The sequence below is a fragment of the Paenibacillus campi genome, assembly GCF_034659835.1.
GTDB lineage: Bacteria > Bacillota > Bacilli > Paenibacillales > Paenibacillaceae > Saccharibacillus > Saccharibacillus campi.
In genome coordinates, this window is the sequence record NZ_JAXSQZ010000004.1 from 456,988 (window position 1) to 475,104 (window position 18,117).

Here is an 18,117-nt window from a genome sequence, read left to right on the forward strand (position 1 = left end):
CATTATACGATGAAATGAATCTGCAAAATAATAATTAGCATTAGTAGACGTTGTATATGTGAGTATACGGTCGTGCATGAACCCTGAGACTGGCTTCTTTAATCGAAGTGGGTAGCAGGGTTTTTTGTATTGAAATGGTTGCACAATAATGTGTGAAACAGTGATGAAAGCCTAATTTTGCTGCTGTGGCTCTCTCCCGGGTTAAAGTATTACCTGTTTGACGTATGTTCTTTCGCAAATGGTATTTTTAAACTACAATAAAAGCCGCAATCATGTCTCGGTAGCTGTACAAAATCGATGGCATGTAAAGGTGCGATGGAGCATAAAAAGGACGTACGTATATATGGTCTGCTGTGGTATGCCGGTATACGATGCAGCTTGAACAAATGTGAACGATGATGAAGGGTACAGGTGATCAAGGAATGGTAAGTTCATCAATAACGGCAGGGCGCAGGCGGAAGCCGCCGCTCATTCCGCTGACAGGGCCGATTCATAATGCATGGGATACAATGCTGATTGTCGTAGGTGCATTGGTGATGGCGCTGGCGTTTAATCTGTTTTTGCTGCCTAATCATATTGCATCAGGCGGGGTCGCAGGGATTTCGATTATTGCGGCGCAAGTGCTTGGGATTCAGCCGGCGTATACGCAATGGGTGCTGAATATTCCGATATTTATCGCAGGTTATTTGCTGCTGGGTAGACAGTCGAGTATTCGTTCGTTGCTCGGCACGATCGTATTGCCGTTGTTCATTTACATAACGCGCGATATTCCGGCGCCGACGACCAATCCGCTGCTTGGTGCATTGTATGGTGGCATTGGTGTAGGGCTTGGACTGGGCATCGTCTTTCGTGGTCGCGGTTCGACGGGAGGGATGGCGATCCTGGCGCAAATTATGCATAAGCTAACCGGGTTTAGTATGTCGGTTTGTGTGAGTGTGATGGACGGTACGGTCATTTTGCTGGCAGGTATTTTACTAAAACCAGAGCAGGCGTTGTATGCGCTAATCGGTCTATTTGTGACGAGTAAAATGATCGATGCGGTCGAGCTTGGATTTAGCAATTCCAAAGTCGCTTACATCATATCCGATGAGATTGAACCGATGCGGCAGGCGATTTTGAATGATTTGGATCGCGGTTTAACGAAGCTGAACGCCCAAGGCGGGTATACGGGGGATGAGCGCACCGTATTTATGGTCGTTGTCGGGCAAAATGAAGCGAGTCGGTTGAAGACGATTGTGCGCTCGGTCGATCCCGATGCTTTTGTCGTGATTAGCAATGCGCATGAGGTGTTGGGCAAAGGGTTTAAGTTGCCGGGATAATCAGGATAGAGATAGAGATAGGTGATAAGGATAGTAGTGGACTTACTTTAATAGTGGATGGGGACGCTGTTAAACTTGTTTAGGATTAGCCTGCAATGAACTACCTATACCTACATAGGGATAGACACTAAGTAGTAGGCGAAGACGACGGCAGCTATATGATTGTAACTATAGCTATAAGCTGTCCATTTGGATAGGCGGTTGATCATTTGCTTTGCGCAGGCTCGTTTAAACAACGATATAGATATAACAGTATATGCATCAGTTAATAACAATGGAGCGGTACGTTTATGCGGTGACTGTACAGTAATATTACACAAAGAGCACTTTACTTCAAATGGAAGTAGGGTGCTCTTTGTTTGTATAATGCTCCTTTTCTTATGTTGACGACGATATATTGACGATACATTATTGAAGTGTCATGCATCGTCGTTTGTTTATATATGATGCACGCCATCGCTGTTCCAGTAGGCTGAAACGATTGTTCTTGCTTTATCGTCTATCCATCTGAAGGATCAAGTGGCAAGTCGCATGTAGTTTGCGATTTCATAGCTCGCTCGCCAGAGTTGTGACATAAAGCTGGCTGTTGCTGTATGATGATAAAGTATCGATAACAGTATTACGCATAAAATATAAAATAGGCAGATCATTTTGAAAATGCATAGAGCTGTGTGAATACAATTAGCTTTATAGCTTGGAGAACATCATGAATACGCCAAGCATAAAATTAAACCGATAGTGGTAATAGTGTATGAAATACGTATTTATTTTAATATGACACCGCTCTGTCATCGTGTTTGCACCGACCCGCGCCATTGCTCGGTTGATCGCTCCGATCGACCCGCAACAATGTTTGTATTCAAGGTTGTATTTATATTACATCGGATGTATAATAATACACAGCTTATTGATCGGACCAAGCAACAGTGTGTTGGCAAGGCATCAGCCTAACGCTTGCAACCAAACACATGGGCAGGCTCGAAATATGAGCGCTGCTACATATGGACTGAACAGGGGGAATTGTACTTGAGTTCACATCAACTAAAAGTCGCTATCGTAGGTTCCACTGGCTACGGCGGAGTGGAACTGATTCGTTTTTTACAGCATCATCCGCATGTTACGATCACATCGGTCATTTCGGCTTCAAGTAGCGGTAAACCAATCTCAGAGCAATTTCCACATTTGAACAGTATGCTCGATATGGTGCTGGATGGCGTCGACCCGCAGGAGACGGCGAGCAAGGCTGATCTGGTCTTTTTGGCTACACCATCCGGTGTGAGTGGTGAACTGGTGCCGCGTTATTTGGAAGTAGGTCTTAAAGTGATCGATCTGTCCGGTGACTACCGGCTGAAAGATACGGCGACGTATGAGCAGTGGTACAAACATAAACCGGTGCCTACCGATGTGCTTACTGAAGCGGTATACGGATTGTGTGAACTGAAAGGCAATGATGTGCGTGATGTGCGTCTCATTTCCAATCCAGGCTGTTATTCAACCGCATCGCTGCTCGGTTTGTTGCCAGCTGTGCAAGCAGGCTGGGTCGAGCCGGATACGATTATTATCGATGCCAAATCCGGTGTGTCCGGTGCAGGACGTGGTACAAGTTTGACGGCACATTATGCGGAAATGAACGAAAATTTTAAAGCATATAAAGTGAACAAACATCAGCATATTCCCGAAATTGAGCAAGTGCTTGGTGAGGTGGCAGGTCAGCCGGTGCAAGTGACGTTTACGACGCATCTGGTGCCGATGACACGCGGCATTATGAGCACGATGTATATGAAAACAAACGGTCATCATTCGGAGCAGGAGTGGATTGATTTGTACCGTAATTATTATAAAGGGCGCCCGTTTGTGCGTGTGCGTTCGGCAGGGCAATGGCCAGCTACGAAAGAGGTGGCAGGTTCCAACTACTGTGATATCGGGTTTGCGCTCGATGAGCGTACCGGGCGTATGACGGTCATCTCGGTGATCGATAATTTGGTCAAAGGGGCGGCTGGTCAAGCGATCCAAAATTTGAATCTAATGATGGGCTGGGAAGAAAATCTTGGTCTGCAGATGATTCCGGTATATCCTTAAGCAAGCCGGAAATGTTATACAACAGCTATCGTTGTAGCTATCATCATGTGCGTGTACCCCAATTTTATTTATATCGTCGATCAGGGAGTGAGAGAAGATATTATGTCAGCTCAATTGTTTAGACAGATTCAAGGTGGCTCTGTAACTACACCAGCAGGATTTCAGGCAGCAGGTTTGCATTGCGGACTCAAAAAAACGGAGCGTAACGATCTGGGTGTGATCGTGTGTGATGTTCCGGCGGCAGCGGCTGCCGTGTATACAACGAATCTGTTTCAAGCGGCTCCGCTACAGGTGACACGGGACAGCTTGTCCAATGGCACGCTGCGTGCGGTCGTCGTAAATAGCGGTAATGCGAACGCTTGTACAGGGCGACAAGGTGAGCAGGATGCCTATGCGATGCGTGCGGAAACGGCGCGCCAGCTCGGTCTGGATGAACAGGATGTGGCGGTAGCTTCTACCGGTGTGATCGGCGAATTGTTAAAAATGGATCGAGTGCTCTCCGGTATTGAGCGTTTGCCAGAGCAGCTTGGTTATGAGACCGATCATGCCGAAGCATTTTGCCAATCGATTCTTACGACTGATCTGGTCAAAAAAGAAATCTGTGTGCAGGTGGAAGTGAACGGCATCGATGTGCATATCGCTGGAGCGGCGAAAGGTTCAGGTATGATTCATCCGAATATGGCGACGATGCTTGCATTTATGACGACCGATGCGGTCATTCCGGCAGCGGCGCTGCAACAGTTGTTGCGCGATACGACGGATCGTACTTTTAATATGATTACGGTGGATGGCGATACAAGTACGAATGATATGCTCGTCGTGATGGCGAGCGGACATGCAGGCAATCTTGATTTAACACCAGAACATGAAGACTGGGCGGCGTTTGCGGCGGCATTCCGTCATGTGTGTGAACATCTTGCCCAAGCGATTGCGCGTGATGGCGAAGGGGCGACCAAGCTCGTTGAAGTGGAAGTGACCGGCGCGCTCAGCGATCAGTCTGCACGTGCAATTGCGAAGACGGTTATCGGCTCCAGTTTGGTCAAATCCGCTATGTTTGGCGCAGATGCGAACTGGGGACGGGTTATTGCAGCCGTAGGGCGTGCAGGTGAACCGGTCGATGTGAACACGGTCGATATTCGTCTGGGCGATATCGTTGTATTAACGGCATCGCGTCCGGTTCCTTTTGACGAGGAGGCGGCATTGGAGTATCTTAAAGGCGATACGGTAAAGATTGTCGTTGATCTGCATTATGGCGATGGTGAAGCGATTGCATGGGGCTGTGATCTGACGTACGATTATGTGCGCATTAATGCTGCTTACCGTACATAGTAAATGCGGTAAAAGATAGCTAATAATGGACAGTGTATGATATTTTGCCTAGTCAAACTCGTTGTTCATTGTACGTCGTATTAGAAGATTGCTATCACTTGGAAACGTTAATATAGTTTACGTTGTAAACATCACTTTTGATTGGCTATATGGTTAGCCAATGATAAACACTGAAACGGAGGGAATGCGATGACAGGGCAGAAGGCTCAGACGTTTGTAATGAAATGTGGAGGCAGTACGCTAGCTGCATTGCCGGATTCGTTTTTTGCGGATTTGCAGCAAATTCAGGAATCCGGTATACAGCCGGTCATTGTGCACGGAGGCGGCCCGGCGATTTCGGACAATTTGGCAAAGCTGGGCATTGAGACGGAATTTGTCGGCGGCTTGCGTAAAACGACCGAACAGGTGCTGGATGTGGTGGAGATGGTGCTTTCGGGCAGCATCAACAAGCAGATCGTCCGACGAATTCAGGGCAGCCGGGCAAAAGCGATCGGCATCTCTGGTGTCGACGGCGGTCTGATCCAGGCCAAACCGGTTGCCAATTCCGCAGAAGTTGGACTGGTCGGGGATGTTACGTATGTGGAAGCTACGATTATTCGAGCGATTACCGGGCTTGGTTATATGCCAGTCATCGCGCCCGTTGGTGTTGATGCAACAGGGCAGCGGTACAATATTAATGCTGATACGGCAGCAGGTGCGGTTGCTTCGCATCTGGGCGTACCGCGTATGATCGTAGTGACGGATGTGCCTGGTATTATGAAAACGGTCGATGGCGCCAAAGTCGTATTGCCGCAAGTGACGATTGAGGATACACAGCATATGATCGAAACGGGCGAGATTTATGGCGGTATGATCCCGAAAGTAACGGCAGCGGTTGCCTGCATTCAGGGAGATGTACAAGAAGTGATTATTGTCGATGGTAGCGAGCCGGGCATCCTTAGCCGCGTCTTGAACGGAGATGCTGTAGGCACACGTATTGTGCGCCAGACGGTGCTGTAGCGCGACGTAAGGATCGATACGGTGACGATTCATTACAACGATGATCATTCATCAATGATCATCGATTGCCGTAACGATACATCATAAATGTCGTGACCATAACGAACGGTCGCAGTTTGCTTTTATAAAATTAACGATTGAGGAGCGTGACCAGCATGAGCAATCAGCCATCATCAGCGAATACCGAAAGTGCATTATTTCCTTCCTATGCGCGCTATCCGCTTGCATTTGTCAAAGGAAAAGGAAGTTATCTATGGGATGCGGACGGCAAAAAATATTTGGATTTTATGTGTGGACTGGCGGTTACGAATCTGGGACATGCTCCTGACACCGTAACAGCAAAGCTGAAAGAGCAGCTCGATCAGCTCTGGCATACGTCCAATCTGTTCCAGATTCCGAACCAGGAACAGGCGGCACAGCTGTTGACGTCGATGACGTCCGGAGATGCGGTGTTTTTTTGTAACAGCGGTGCAGAAGCGAACGAAGCAGCGATTAAGCTAGCACGTAAATATCAGCAAAAGATTAAGGGCGAAGAACGTTACGAGATCATTACGTTTACGCAGTCATTCCACGGACGTACGCTCGCTACGCTGACGGCGACCGGACAGGATAAAGTAAAAGAAGGCTTTCATCCGTTGCCAGCCGGCTTTATTACGGTGCCACTAAACGATCTGGACGCGCTGCAAAACGTAATCGGCCCGCATACGGCAGCTATTATGTTGGAAATGATTCAAGCCGAAGGCGGCGTGTATCCGGCAAAACTGGAATACGTGCAGGCGGTGGCTGAGCTTTGCAAACAGCATGGTTTGCTGCTCATTATCGATGAAATTCAGACCGGCATGGGACGGACAGGCAAGTTGCTAGCATCACAGCATTATGGCATTGAGCCGGATATTTTCACACTGGCAAAAGGGTTGGCGAGCGGCTTCCCGGTTGGTGCAATGGTCGGAAAAGCGTATTTAAAAGCAGCATTTACTGCGGGTAGTCACGGTTCGACTTTTGGTGGTACACCGCTTGCGACCGCAGCCGTGATCGCCACATTGGAAACGTTACAAGAGCAAGGTGTTGTGCAGCATGCGGCAGAAATGGGCGACTATTTGATGCAGCAATTGCACGACAAGCTAGGCAGCCATCCATTTGTGAGGGATATTCGCGGTAAAGGCTTGATGATCGGGATCGAATGTACGGCGCCGATTAACGAACTGATTTTGGCTGGACAGCAAAAAGGGTTGCTGTTTGTGAGTGCAGGTCCGAACGTTATTCGCCTGCTGCCAAATCTGCTCATTACAAAAGACGAGATCGATCAGGCGCTGGCGATTCTAAGCGAATTGATTCATGAGTATGCACCGGTCGTTGGTACGGCTGGAGCGAACGGCAACTGAACGATACCAATCGAGCCGGATGCCAAGCAAAAACATACATTGGTTGCGGAGTGCCTGACTTGGCATTCCGTACTACACATAGTAAATGACATATTCGCAATGAGGGAGGAATACCGTTGGCAGATACAATACAAACAGGCAAGCTGGAACTGAGCCATTTTAAAGGCAAAGATTTTATTGAGCTTAGCGATTTTACCGCCGAAGAAATTCAATTTCTAATCGAACTGGCGATTGAATTGAAACGCAAGCAAAAGGCGGGTGAAGTATATCGTCCGCTGGAAGGCAAAACGGTAGGCTTGATTTTTGAAAAATCATCTACGCGGACGCGTGTATCGTTTGAAGTTGGTACGTATCAGTTGGGTGGACATGCGCTATTCCTGAGCAAAAACGATATCCAAATGGGACGCGGCGAAACGATTGCTGATACGGCGCAGGTGATGTCGCGTTATTTGGACGGGATTATGATCCGTACGTTTGGGCATAAAAATGTAACCGAGCTAGCTAAATATGCGGACATTCCGGTCATTAACGGATTGAGCGACCTGGGACATCCATGCCAGGTGCTGGCGGATTTCCAGACGATTGTGGAACATAAAGGCAAGCTGAAAGGCTTAAAGCTCGCTTATGTGGGCGACGGCAACAATATGGCACACTCGCTGATGATCGGCGGTGCGCGTGTAGGTCTGGACGTGTACGTAGCAAGTCCGGAAGGCTATGAGCCAGATGCCGAGGTGCTGAAGCAATGTCAGCAGCTTGCCCAAGCAAGCGGCGCGACGATCAAAGTCGTGCGTGATGCAAAGGAAGCGGTAGCGAACGCAGATGTGATCTATACCGATGTGTGGGCAAGCATGGGCTTTGAGGAGGAACAAAAGGTACGTGAGCAGGCATTTGCCGATTATCAGGTAAATGAGCAGCTTGTGAGTCACGCGAAGCCGGATTATATTTTCTTGCATTGTTTGCCGGCACATCGTGGTGAAGAAGTGAGCGCAGGTGTGATCGATGGCGACAATAGCGTTATTTTCGATGAGGCGGAAAATCGTCTGCATGCGCAAAAAGCGATTATGGCGGCATTGATCGGTTAATCGGCATTGAATTAACCTGATCGTTCATAGAGCGAATCCCGCTTCGTATTTCAATACGACTCGGTTCTCGTAAGCGCTAAGGCGGTGCATTAGCTGGTCAACAGACAGAATGCAACAGATTGTTTGGGATGCAGATCAAGTGTTACACCGTCTGCTGTGCAATATTAGGCTACGATCAAAGACGAACATGTCGCCTATACAATGGCATGATCGTGTATAATGACTACATCAAACCAAGACCTTTTGACCGTGTGCGGATGAAGCGTAACGGAGTTTTATATTCCGGCTTCACCGCCCCGGTATCAAAAGGTTTTATAATGGAGGGCATATAAGCAATGGCAAAAGACAAAATCGTTCTAGCATACTCCGGTGGACTGGATACGTCCATCATTTTGAAATGGCTAAAAGAAACATACGACGCCGAAATCATTACGTTTACGGCAGATATCGGACAGGCGGATGAGCTGGACGGTTTGGAAGAAAAAGCGCTTGCTACCGGCGCCTCCAAAGTATACATCGATGATCTGCGCGCTGAATTTGCGGAAGATTTTATCTATCCGATGTTCCAAGCTGGCGCGCTGTATGAAGGTCAATATTTGCTCGGTACGAGCATCGCGCGTCCGCTGATCGCCAAGCGGATGGTAGAGATTGCGCGTGCAGAAGGCGCGATTGCGATTGCCCACGGTGCAACAGGTAAAGGCAATGACCAAGTGCGCTTCGAGCTGAACGCAGCGGCACTTGCACCTGAGATTAAAGTGATCGCTCCGTGGCGTCTGGAGCAATTCCGCGCCGACTTCCCAGGTCGCGCCGAAATGATCGCTTATGCCGAGTCGCATAGTATTCCGGTAACGGCATCAGCAGCGAAGCCGTATTCGACTGACCGCAATTTGCTGCATATCAGCTATGAAAGCGGTGTGCTCGAAGACCCGAACTTTGATGCAAGTGCAGACGATAATAAAGATATGTTCCTGCTGAGTGTATCGCCGGAAGATGCACCGGATCAGCCGGAAATGCTGGAACTGGAATTTGCACAAGGCAACTGTGTCGCATTGAATGGACAGACGCTGACGCCGCTTGAAGTGATGGAAAAGCTGAACGAACTAGGTGGCAAGCACGGGATCGGACGTGTCGATATGGTTGAAAACCGTTTTGTCGGTATGAAAAGCCGTGGTGTGTATGAGACACCAGGCGGCACGATTTTGTTCACCGCTCATCGCAAAATGGAATCGCTGACGATGGATCGCGAAGTGATGAGCTTGCGCGACTCGCTCATTACCCGGTATGCCAATCTAGTATACAATGGCTTCTGGTTTGCACCGGAGCGTCTCGCCCTGCAAGCGCTCGTGACCGAGAGCCAGAAAAATGTGACCGGTACGGTGCGTGTAAAACTGTACAAAGGCAATGTGATCGCAGCCGGTCTGAGCAGCCCGTACAGTCTGTACAACCCGGATATTGCGACGATGGAAGCTGATCCAACGAATGCTTACGATCAAGGCGATGCAGCTGGTTTTATCCAGTTGAACGCATTGCGTCTGAAAGTAAATGCGGGCGTCCAACAAGCAGCAAGCCAAGCGAAGCAAGGAGTGTGACTGGCAACATGAGCAAACTTTGGGGCGGACGGTTTACTAAACAAACGAATCATCTCGTCGAGGAATATACAGCCTCGATTCATTTTGATAAAGCGCTAGCTGAGGAAGACATTCAGGGCAGTTTGGCGCATGTGACGATGCTTGGCAAATGCGGCATCGTGCCTGCCGATGATGTGGAGACGATCAAAGCGGGTCTGAACAAAGTATTGGACAAAATCCGCGCTGGTCAGATTGAATTTTCCGTATCGGATGAAGATATTCATATGAATATCGAAAAGCATCTGATCGAAGAAATCGGCGCGGTCGGCGGCAAGTTACATACCGGACGCAGCCGTAACGATCAAGTTGCGACCGATATGCATCTGTATTTGCGCAATCGCGCCGTTGAGCTGGTTGGTCTGCTGCATGCACTGCAACAGTCACTGATCAATCAGGCGCAAAACAATCTGGATACGATCATTCCGGGTTATACGCATTTACAGCGCGCGCAACCGATCTTGTTCGCGCATCATCTGATGGCATATGTGTCGATGTTCGAGCGTGATATCGATCGCCTGAAAGACAGCTACAAACGCATCAATGTATTGCCGCTAGGCGCTGGTGCGCTGGCGGGTACGACATTCCCGATCGATCGCCATTTGGTGGCGGAACAGCTTGGTTTTGACGGCGTGTACGAAAATAGTCTTGACGCGGTGAGTGATCGTGATTTTATCGTTGAATTTCTCGCTGGTGCATCGCTGATTATGACGCATCTGTCCCGTTTGAGTGAAGAACTGGTGTTATGGAGCAGCACCGAGTTTAATTTTGTCGAGCTGGATGATGCGTTCTGTACAGGCAGCAGCATTATGCCGCAAAAGAAAAATCCGGACGTTGCCGAGTTGGTACGCGGCAAAACCGGTCGTGTGTACGGCAATTTGGTCGGTCTGCTGACTGTGCTGAAGTCGCTGCCGCTGGCGTACAACAAAGACATGCAAGAAGACAAAGAAGGCATGTTCGATACGGTCGCTACATTGGAAGGTGCATTGCAATTGTTCGCACCGATGATCGCTACGATGAAAGTCAATACGGGGCGGATGCGCGAAGCGGTCAACAAAGACTTTTCCAATGCGACCGATATCGCTGACTTCCTCGTCGGCAAAGGCTTACCGTTCCGGCAGGCGCATGAAGTGATCGGCAAAACGGTATTGTACTGCATTCAGGAGGGCAAATATTTGCTCGATCTAAGCCTGGATGAGTTCCAGCAGTTCTCGCCGCTGTTTGACGATACGATCTATCATGTGCTGCAACCGGAGACGGTAGTCAATGCACGTAATGTGTACGGCGGTACGGCAACCGTGCAGGTTGAACAGGCGATCGAACGTGCTGGCAGCAAATTGCAGCATACGACGACTTGGCTGGAGCAGCACGTTTAAGCCAGTTTCAAACTTAAATTAGTCTCGGTCAAAGCGGTAGTAGGCTGTCTCCATTAAAAATCAGGTGCGAATGCACTTCAATGTGTTCATCATAAAGCGATCATACGATCGGCATACGATGAATTAAATTGAGACAAGTTAGTAGTAGTAATAATGGCACATTGTCGTTTCATAATAAGGAGCCGCTGTTCGCATATTCTCTCCATGAGTGATGCGGGCAGCGGTGTTTATGTTTGTTCAAGTACGATCGTGCTGCACCGAGCAATATGATCGATCAATTTCCCCTTGCGTATTATTTGAAAACGGATACAATTAAACTGTAAAATGTTAACGTTAACAAAATTTAAGCTGAGTCCTAATGCGAAAGGAATGAAGATGTATGGCACGCAAGTTTCTGGATGATAACTTTTTGCTGAACAGTGAGACAGCGATTCGCCTGTATCATGAAACCGCCAAACATATGCCGATCATTGACTACCATTGTCATCTTAGCCCACAGGAAATTCGCGAGAACAAAACGTTCAAAAACATTACCGAAGCTTGGCTATACGGTGATCACTACAAATGGAGAGTAATGCGTGCGAATGGAGTGGAGGAACGATACATTACCGGTGATGCCGATGATTACGATAAATTTCTCGCTTGGGCGCGTACTGTCCCACAATTGATCGGCAATCCGCTGTATCAGTGGACGCATCTGGAATTGCAACGCTTTTTTGGGATCGATGAGCTGCTGAATGAGCAAACGGCGCCAACCATCTGGGAAAAGGTAAATCAACAGCTGCAAGGTGAAGGGTTTGGTGCACGCGATCTAATTACCAAGTCGCACGTGACGGTCGTGTGTACGACCGACGATCCGGTGGACTCGCTGGAACATCATACCGCCATTCGTGAGCTAAGCGATTTCCAAACGTTAGTGTTGCCGAGCTTCCGACCGGATAAAGCGCTGGAAATTAACCGCAATACGTTCCGTCCGTGGCTGGAACAACTGAGCGATGTGCATGGCAGCGATGTGCGTTCGTATGACGAGTTTTTGCAGGCGCTGGAGCAACGTGTGCGCTTTTTCCATCAGGCAGGTGGGCGTGTATCAGATCATGCGCTAGATGTGCTCGTTTATGCCGACACAACGCGTGAGGAAGCAAGCCGTATTTTTGCCAAAGCATTGCAGGAAGGCAGTGTGAGCGCCGAGGAGGAAGCGAAGCACAAGTCGTATACGCTCGTGTTTCTCGCAGGGTTGTATCGTGAGCTTGATTGGGCGATGCAGCTTCATATTCATGCACTGCGCAACAACAATACGCCGATGTTCCGTCGCCTCGGCCCGGATACCGGCTATGACGCGGTTAACGATGGCGCGATTGCTGCTCCGCTGGCAGGGCTGCTGAACGCGATCGAAACGGCGGGCGGTTTGCCGAAAACGATTTTGTACTCGCTGAATCCGAATGATTATCCGGTACTCGCTAGCATCGCGGGTAGCTTTCAGGGCGGCGCTACGGCGGGTAAAATCCAGTTCGGTACGGCATGGTGGTTTAATGATCATCGCGATGGCATGATGGAGCAGATGCGTATTTTAGCCAATTATGGCGTGTTGGCACGCTTTGTCGGTATGCTGACTGATTCGCGCAGCTTCCTTTCGTATACGCGGCACGAATATTTCCGGCGGCTGTTGTGCGATCTGCTCGGCAGTTGGGTCGAGCGTGGCGAAGCGCCGGATGATCATGAGCTGCTCAGCGCTATGACAGCGAATATTTGTTATCGCAATGCAGAGCAATATTTTGGCTTCCCGGCTGTTGTGTCGGTGTCTTGATTAAAGCGCTGGCTAACTAACGTGCATAACATAGGTGCGGATGATGTTCAGTAGTAGGTTGGATTGCTTGTTGTGACGATAGAGTCTTCCTGTTGCTATGCATGATGCAGAAGCGGCATAGAAGACTCTTTTGTGTAGTGGGAACAATTGGAGCCAGGCGATGGATGATGATAAGGGTATTGGCATATTGTAGGCTAAGGCATAGGCAAGTGTGCACGCTCATATCGCTATTAAGTTAGCTTGGTGGTGTGTGAATAGTGCCGCTTAAGTCAACGTTTTCACTACAATATCGCTATCTTGTGGCGGAAATAATGTGGTATGGTTAGGTGGAATTGGACGATGAATATTATTGAGGTGAACAGGATGTTGATCCAAGGCGTGAATCATTTGTTGTTTTCTAGGTAATGCAGCAGATTGCGAATACATAGACAGCAGCATATGATTTCCATACAAGTGACGATAAAAGGAAGGTATGCATATGGCATCTACCATTAAAGATATCGCCAAAATAGCGAATGTTTCTCATACGACCGTATCGAGGGCACTGAACAATAGCCCGCTCATCAAAGAGGTCACTAAGCGGAAAATTGTCGAAATTGCGCGTGAGTTGAATTATATTCCGAACTATAATGCGAAAAGTCTAGTGTTGCAGCGCTCGCATACGATTGGTTTGTTTTTCAGCAGTTTGTCGCATGGGACGAGCAGCAGCTTTTTTGCAGATACGATTCGAGGTGTAAACTCGGTAATTGGGATTGAATATAATTTGTTTGTGCGTGGGATCGATGATTATGAAGATTATGGCACGATTCATCCGAAGCGCTTTGATGGCATTATTTTGATGAGTCAGAGTGATGATGATCATGCGTTTATCGAGCATGTGATCGGGCAGGACATCCCGCTTGTGGTGCTAAATCGTCTGATTCCGGACGGTGATTTTGTCAATATCGTATCTAATGACCGTGAAGGTGCGCAGCATGCTGGGGAGTATTTGATTCGGCAAGGGCATCGCCGGATCGCCTTGATCGAAGGGATGAAAGGATTCAAATCCGCCGAGCAGCGGCGCAGCGGCTTTTTGGATGCGATGCAAGCGGCGCAATTATCGCTGCCTGATCAGTATATTGTGCCTGGTCGTTATAGTACAGAAAGCGGCTATCAGGCGATGCAAGCGCTATTGCAACTGGATTCGCCGCCGACAGCGGTGTTTTGCTCCAATGATGATATGGCGATTGGCGCGATGAATGCAGCATTTGAAATGGGGCTTAAAGTGCCGGATGAGCTATCGATTGTCGGGTTTGACGATATTAATTTTTCCATGTATACCAATCCGGCATTAACGACAGTTAAACGCCCGATTGAGCAAATTAGCGCTCATGGTGCAACGAAGATTTTGGAGCGGATTGAGCGGCAGTCTGCCGGAGCGGAATTGATTTTCCTCGGCACAGAGCTGGTGGAGCGTCGTTCGGTGGCGGAGCGAGTGGAATAAAAGCAAGCGGGGAATTATTTTAAAAATTCATAATGACCGGTGGGTCATTCGCATGATAATGTGTTAATAATAACGTATGACGCATTTAGCGGATGATGAATTGAAAGCAGGGAGTGACCATTATGAATTCATTAGCGGCACCAGTCGGTAAAAAGAAGGCGACAGGCTGGATTGTAGCCGGGCTGTTGTTGGGCATATTTATCGCTTCGATCGATAATACGATTGTAGCGACTTCGATTGCGACTATAGTCGGTGATCTGGGCGGGTTTGATCAATTTGTATGGGTAACTTCGGCGTACTTGGTCGCTTCGCTGGCGGGCACGCCGATCTTTGGTAAGCTATCAGATATGTATGGGCGCAAACGTTTTTTTGTGTTTGGTCTCGTGATGTTTATGCTCGGTTCGATGTTGTGTGGGACGGCGCAGTCGATTGTGCAGCTTAGCCTGTATCGAGCGCTGCAAGGAATCGGCGGCGGTGCGTTAGTACCGATTGCATTTACGATCGTATTTGATACGTTCCCACCGGAAAAACGCGGTAAAATGACCGGGCTGCTCGGCGCGGTGTTTGGCATGTCGAGTCTGTTTGGCCCGCTGCTTGGGGCGTACATTACCGAGTATGCAAGCTGGCGCTGGGTATTTTACATCAATGTGCCATTGGGCATTTTGTCGTTGCTACTTATTGTAATCTTTTATCGTGAATCGCTGGAGCGGTCGCGTCAGCGGATTGACTGGACAGGGGCGACGCTGCTCGTCGGTGCGGTCGTTTCGTTAATGTTTGCATTGGAGCTGGGCGGCGGGACGTATGCATGGACATCGCCGTTTATTTTGGGACTGCTGGCGGTTTTTGTAGTTATGGCGGTCGGCTTTGTGTTTGCCGAGCGCAAGGCGGCGGAGCCGATCGTATCGTTTCCGATGTTTCGACAGCGCTTGTTTGCCGGGAGCGTGGCAGCTGGATTTTTTTATGGGGCAGCTTTTATTACGGTTACGTTATACATTCCGATCTATGTGCAAGGCGTAACCGGCGGGTCGGCGGTCAACTCCGGTCTAACATTGATGCCGATGACGATCGGTTCGGTCGTAGCGGCGATGGTCGGTGGGATACTTGTCAATAAAATGACGTTTCGCCGCATTATGATGTTTTCAGCACTCGTCTTTATCGTGGGCATGGTATTGTTAAGCCAGCTTAAAGCTGATACACCGAACTGGATGCTTGTCATTGATTTGATCGTGACCGGTTTTGGGATCGGATTCTCGTTCTCTGTGCTGGGCATTAGCGGGATTCAGGAGTTTGATATTCGCCAGCGCGGTGCGGCGAATTCGACGCTGTCATTTGTGCGTTCGTTAGGGATGTCGGTCGGGGTGACGATTTTTGGACTCATTCAGCGCAGTTTGCTGAACGGACAATTGCAGCAGCAACTTGGCGGTGGCTCACTGCCGGCAGGCATGGATTTGTCACAGGTCGATCCGCGCGCATTGCTGTCACCGCAGATGCAGTCGCACATTCCGACAAGCGTGCTGGAAACGATCCGGCAAGCGCTGACACACTCGGTCGCAAATACGTTTGGCTGGGCGATTGTGCCAGCGGTCTGTGCACTTGTGGCTGTATCGCTGATGGGCGGGGCAAGAGCGGTAACCAACTCACGTTCAAACGGCAAGCAAGCCGCTAAAGGGCAGTCTTCCGCTTAAATACGAATTGAATACTAACAATGGGAAAATAGGCAATCAAAACGTAGCTCAAGCCGCACTATAAAAGGAACGATCGATTTCATGACAAAAATGAAATCGGTCGTTTTTTGATTTGGCGCATATTTTCACGTTATTATAGTACCCAGCAGGTAACGAATTTGTTACAATAGAGATTGTGGAATTATGTCATGCCTGCTGAAATCGGGTTATGCACAGGCTGGATACAAAGCGTGATCACCTAGTCTAACGTATTGACCCTGAACCTGTAATTAGGAAGTGATGAATTGATCGAGATGCAGGACGTATGGAAAACGTATGCGAACGGCGCACACGCGCTGCAAGGCGTTTCCGTCAAAATCGACCGTAATGAATTTGTATATGTAGTCGGACCCTCGGGAGCGGGGAAATCGACATTTATGAAGCTGATGTATCGTGAAGAAAAGCCGACCAAAGGCCAAATTTCGGTCAATGGATTCAATCTTGGCAAGCTAAAGCAACGCAAAATTCCGTTACTGCGCCGCAATATCGGTGTAGTGTTTCAAGATTTCCGCCTATTGCCCAAATTGACCGCTTATGAAAATATCGCTTTTGCGATGGAAGTGATTGAAGCGCCACGGAAACAGATGAAAAAGCGCGTCATGGAAGTACTGGAACTGGTCGGTCTGCAAAGTAAAGCGAACCGTTATCCAGATCATCTGTCCGGCGGTGAGCAGCAGCGGATTGCGATTGCGCGCGCGATCGTGAACAATCCGTCCGTTATTATTGCCGATGAGCCGACAGGTAACCTTGACCCGGAAACATCGTTTGGCATTATGCAATTGCTGGACGAGATTAATTTTCGCGGTACGACGATCATTATGGCAACGCACAACAAAGATATCGTAAACTCGATGCGTCGCCGCGTGCTTGCAATCGAGAATGGACATATTGTACGAGATCAAATCAGAGGGGAGTACGGTTATGAATTTTAGTACCTTCTTGCGACACTTGCGGGAAGGTTTTCGAAGCGTATTCCGCAACGGGTGGATGTCGGTAGCGTCCATTACCTCCATTATTGTGTCTTTGTTAATTTTGGGCGTGTTTATTTTACTCGTTTACAATGTGAATCAGTTGACCGACAAGGCGGATAGCCAAGTGGAGATCAATGTGTTTTTGGAGCTGAATGTGAACCAGTCGCTGCGTGAGCAATTGCAGCAAGAAATTAGCAAAATGCCGGAAGTTAAATCGGTTACGTTTATTCCGAAAAACGAAGGTTTACAAGAACTGCGCCAAAGCCTCGGTGAAGGCGGAGAAAGCTTCCTGGAAGGTTATGCCGAAAATAACAATCCGCTGCCAGATGCGCTGCGCGTGCAAGTCGTAGAAGCGAGCACGGTGCCATTTGTGGCGAAGAAGATTGAAGCGCTCAACAACGAACATGTAGAGCAGCCGATTTTAAAAGTACGCTATGGCGGCGAAACGATCGAAACGCTGTTCAAAGTTACCGATCTGATCCGCAACATCGGACTCGTACTCGTAGCGGCGCTTGCGCTGATGGCGATGTTCCTAATTGCCAATACGATTCGGGTGACAATTCTCGCCCGTCGCCGCGAGATTAGCATCATGAAGCTGGTCGGGGCGACGAATCAGTTTATTCGCTGGCCGTTTTTTATTGAAGGTGCACTGCTAGGTGGAATCGGGGCGCTCGTTACGATTGCGATTTTGTTTATCGGTTATCAGCAGTTGATTAATGCGGCGCAATCGTCGCTCAGTCTGGGCACGCTAGTTACACTTGTGCCATTACAGCAAATATGGGGCTGGCTTAGCGCATTGTTGTTCATTCTCGGTGTGTTGATCGGTATTTGGGGAAGTACGGTATCGATTCGTCGCTTCCTGAAAGTTTAATTTCAAAATTAGTCCTAATTTTTACCAAAAAGGACTGTAGTCCTATAATGAATCCCTACCAGTTGCCGATAAA

13 protein-coding genes are annotated in these 18,117 nt (G+C 48.7%); all 13 read left to right on the forward strand.

Going from position 1 to position 18,117, the window contains the following annotated elements; translation table 11 throughout:
- Nucleotides 1–422: 422 nt before the first annotated feature.
- Entirely contained in the window at nucleotides 423–1,319 is an 897-nt protein-coding gene (locus U1I11_RS12950) for a YitT family protein (protein WP_322906547.1), read from the forward strand.
- 1,026 nt (nucleotides 1,320–2,345) lie between these two features.
- Entirely contained in the window at nucleotides 2,346–3,398 is a 1,053-nt protein-coding gene (gene argC, locus U1I11_RS12955) for an N-acetyl-gamma-glutamyl-phosphate reductase (protein WP_322906548.1), read from the forward strand.
- Between the two features lie 102 nt (nucleotides 3,399–3,500).
- A complete protein-coding gene (gene argJ / locus U1I11_RS12960) occupies nucleotides 3,501–4,727 on the forward strand; it encodes a bifunctional glutamate N-acetyltransferase/amino-acid acetyltransferase ArgJ (RefSeq protein ID WP_322906549.1) in 1,227 nt (408 codons plus the stop codon).
- A 189-nt stretch (nucleotides 4,728–4,916) separates the two neighbouring features.
- A complete protein-coding gene (gene argB / locus U1I11_RS12965) occupies nucleotides 4,917–5,726 on the forward strand; it encodes an acetylglutamate kinase (RefSeq protein ID WP_322906550.1) in 810 nt (269 codons plus the stop codon).
- A 155-nt stretch (nucleotides 5,727–5,881) separates the two neighbouring features.
- Complete coding sequence (locus U1I11_RS12970) at nucleotides 5,882–7,108, forward strand: acetylornithine transaminase (protein WP_322906551.1); 1,227 nt, start codon at nucleotides 5,882–5,884, stop codon at nucleotides 7,106–7,108.
- Between the two features lie 116 nt (nucleotides 7,109–7,224).
- Nucleotides 7,225–8,190 carry an ornithine carbamoyltransferase gene (gene argF, locus U1I11_RS12975; RefSeq protein WP_322906552.1) on the forward strand — a complete coding sequence of 322 codons (966 nt, stop codon included), beginning with the start codon at nucleotides 7,225–7,227 and terminating at the stop codon, nucleotides 8,188–8,190.
- 335 nt (nucleotides 8,191–8,525) lie between these two features.
- Nucleotides 8,526–9,779 (forward strand): argininosuccinate synthase, encoded by a 1,254-nt coding sequence (locus U1I11_RS12980; protein ID WP_322906553.1) that lies wholly within the window; start codon nucleotides 8,526–8,528, stop codon nucleotides 9,777–9,779.
- An 8-nt stretch (nucleotides 9,780–9,787) separates the two neighbouring features.
- Nucleotides 9,788–11,191, forward strand: a complete 1,404-nt coding sequence (gene argH / locus U1I11_RS12985) for an argininosuccinate lyase (protein WP_322906554.1) — start codon at nucleotides 9,788–9,790, stop codon at nucleotides 11,189–11,191.
- A 379-nt stretch (nucleotides 11,192–11,570) separates the two neighbouring features.
- A complete protein-coding gene (gene uxaC / locus U1I11_RS12990; protein WP_322906555.1) occupies nucleotides 11,571–12,995 on the forward strand; it encodes a glucuronate isomerase in 1,425 nt (474 codons plus the stop codon).
- 478 nt (nucleotides 12,996–13,473) lie between these two features.
- The gene (locus U1I11_RS12995) at nucleotides 13,474–14,478 is read left to right on the forward strand and encodes a LacI family DNA-binding transcriptional regulator (RefSeq protein ID WP_322906556.1); all 1,005 of its coding nucleotides are present in this window, start codon (nucleotides 13,474–13,476) and stop codon (nucleotides 14,476–14,478) included.
- Between the two features lie 122 nt (nucleotides 14,479–14,600).
- Nucleotides 14,601–16,163: an MDR family MFS transporter gene (locus tag U1I11_RS13000; protein WP_322906557.1), complete on the forward strand. Its 1,563-nt coding sequence runs from the start codon at nucleotides 14,601–14,603 to the stop codon at nucleotides 16,161–16,163.
- Between the two features lie 284 nt (nucleotides 16,164–16,447).
- Nucleotides 16,448–17,134, forward strand: coding sequence for a cell division ATP-binding protein FtsE (gene ftsE / locus U1I11_RS13005; protein WP_322906558.1), 687 nt, complete (start codon nucleotides 16,448–16,450; stop codon nucleotides 17,132–17,134).
- The gene (ftsX, locus tag U1I11_RS13010) at nucleotides 17,124–18,044 is read left to right on the forward strand and encodes a permease-like cell division protein FtsX (protein ID WP_322906559.1); all 921 of its coding nucleotides are present in this window, start codon (nucleotides 17,124–17,126) and stop codon (nucleotides 18,042–18,044) included. The genes ftsE and ftsX overlap by 11 nt, the downstream gene beginning before the upstream one ends.
- The last annotated feature ends 73 nt before the right edge of the window (nucleotides 18,045–18,117 follow it).

Coding starts and splice junctions, on each gene's coding strand:
- U1I11_RS12950 (WP_322906547.1), top strand. CDS start 423: ATGGTAAGTTCATCAATAACGGCAGGGCGCAGGCGGAAGCCGCCGCTC.
- argJ (WP_322906549.1), top strand. CDS start 3,501: ATGTCAGCTCAATTGTTTAGACAGATTCAAGGTGGCTCTGTAACTACA.
- argB (WP_322906550.1), top strand. CDS start 4,917: ATGACAGGGCAGAAGGCTCAGACGTTTGTAATGAAATGTGGAGGCAGT.
- U1I11_RS12970 (WP_322906551.1), top strand. CDS start 5,882: ATGAGCAATCAGCCATCATCAGCGAATACCGAAAGTGCATTATTTCCT.
- U1I11_RS12980 (WP_322906553.1), top strand. CDS start 8,526: ATGGCAAAAGACAAAATCGTTCTAGCATACTCCGGTGGACTGGATACG.
- argH (WP_322906554.1), top strand. CDS start 9,788: ATGAGCAAACTTTGGGGCGGACGGTTTACTAAACAAACGAATCATCTC.
- uxaC (WP_322906555.1), top strand. CDS start 11,571: ATGGCACGCAAGTTTCTGGATGATAACTTTTTGCTGAACAGTGAGACA.
- U1I11_RS12995 (WP_322906556.1), top strand. CDS start 13,474: ATGGCATCTACCATTAAAGATATCGCCAAAATAGCGAATGTTTCTCAT.
- U1I11_RS13000 (WP_322906557.1), top strand. CDS start 14,601: ATGAATTCATTAGCGGCACCAGTCGGTAAAAAGAAGGCGACAGGCTGG.
- ftsX (WP_322906559.1), top strand. CDS start 17,124: ATGAATTTTAGTACCTTCTTGCGACACTTGCGGGAAGGTTTTCGAAGC.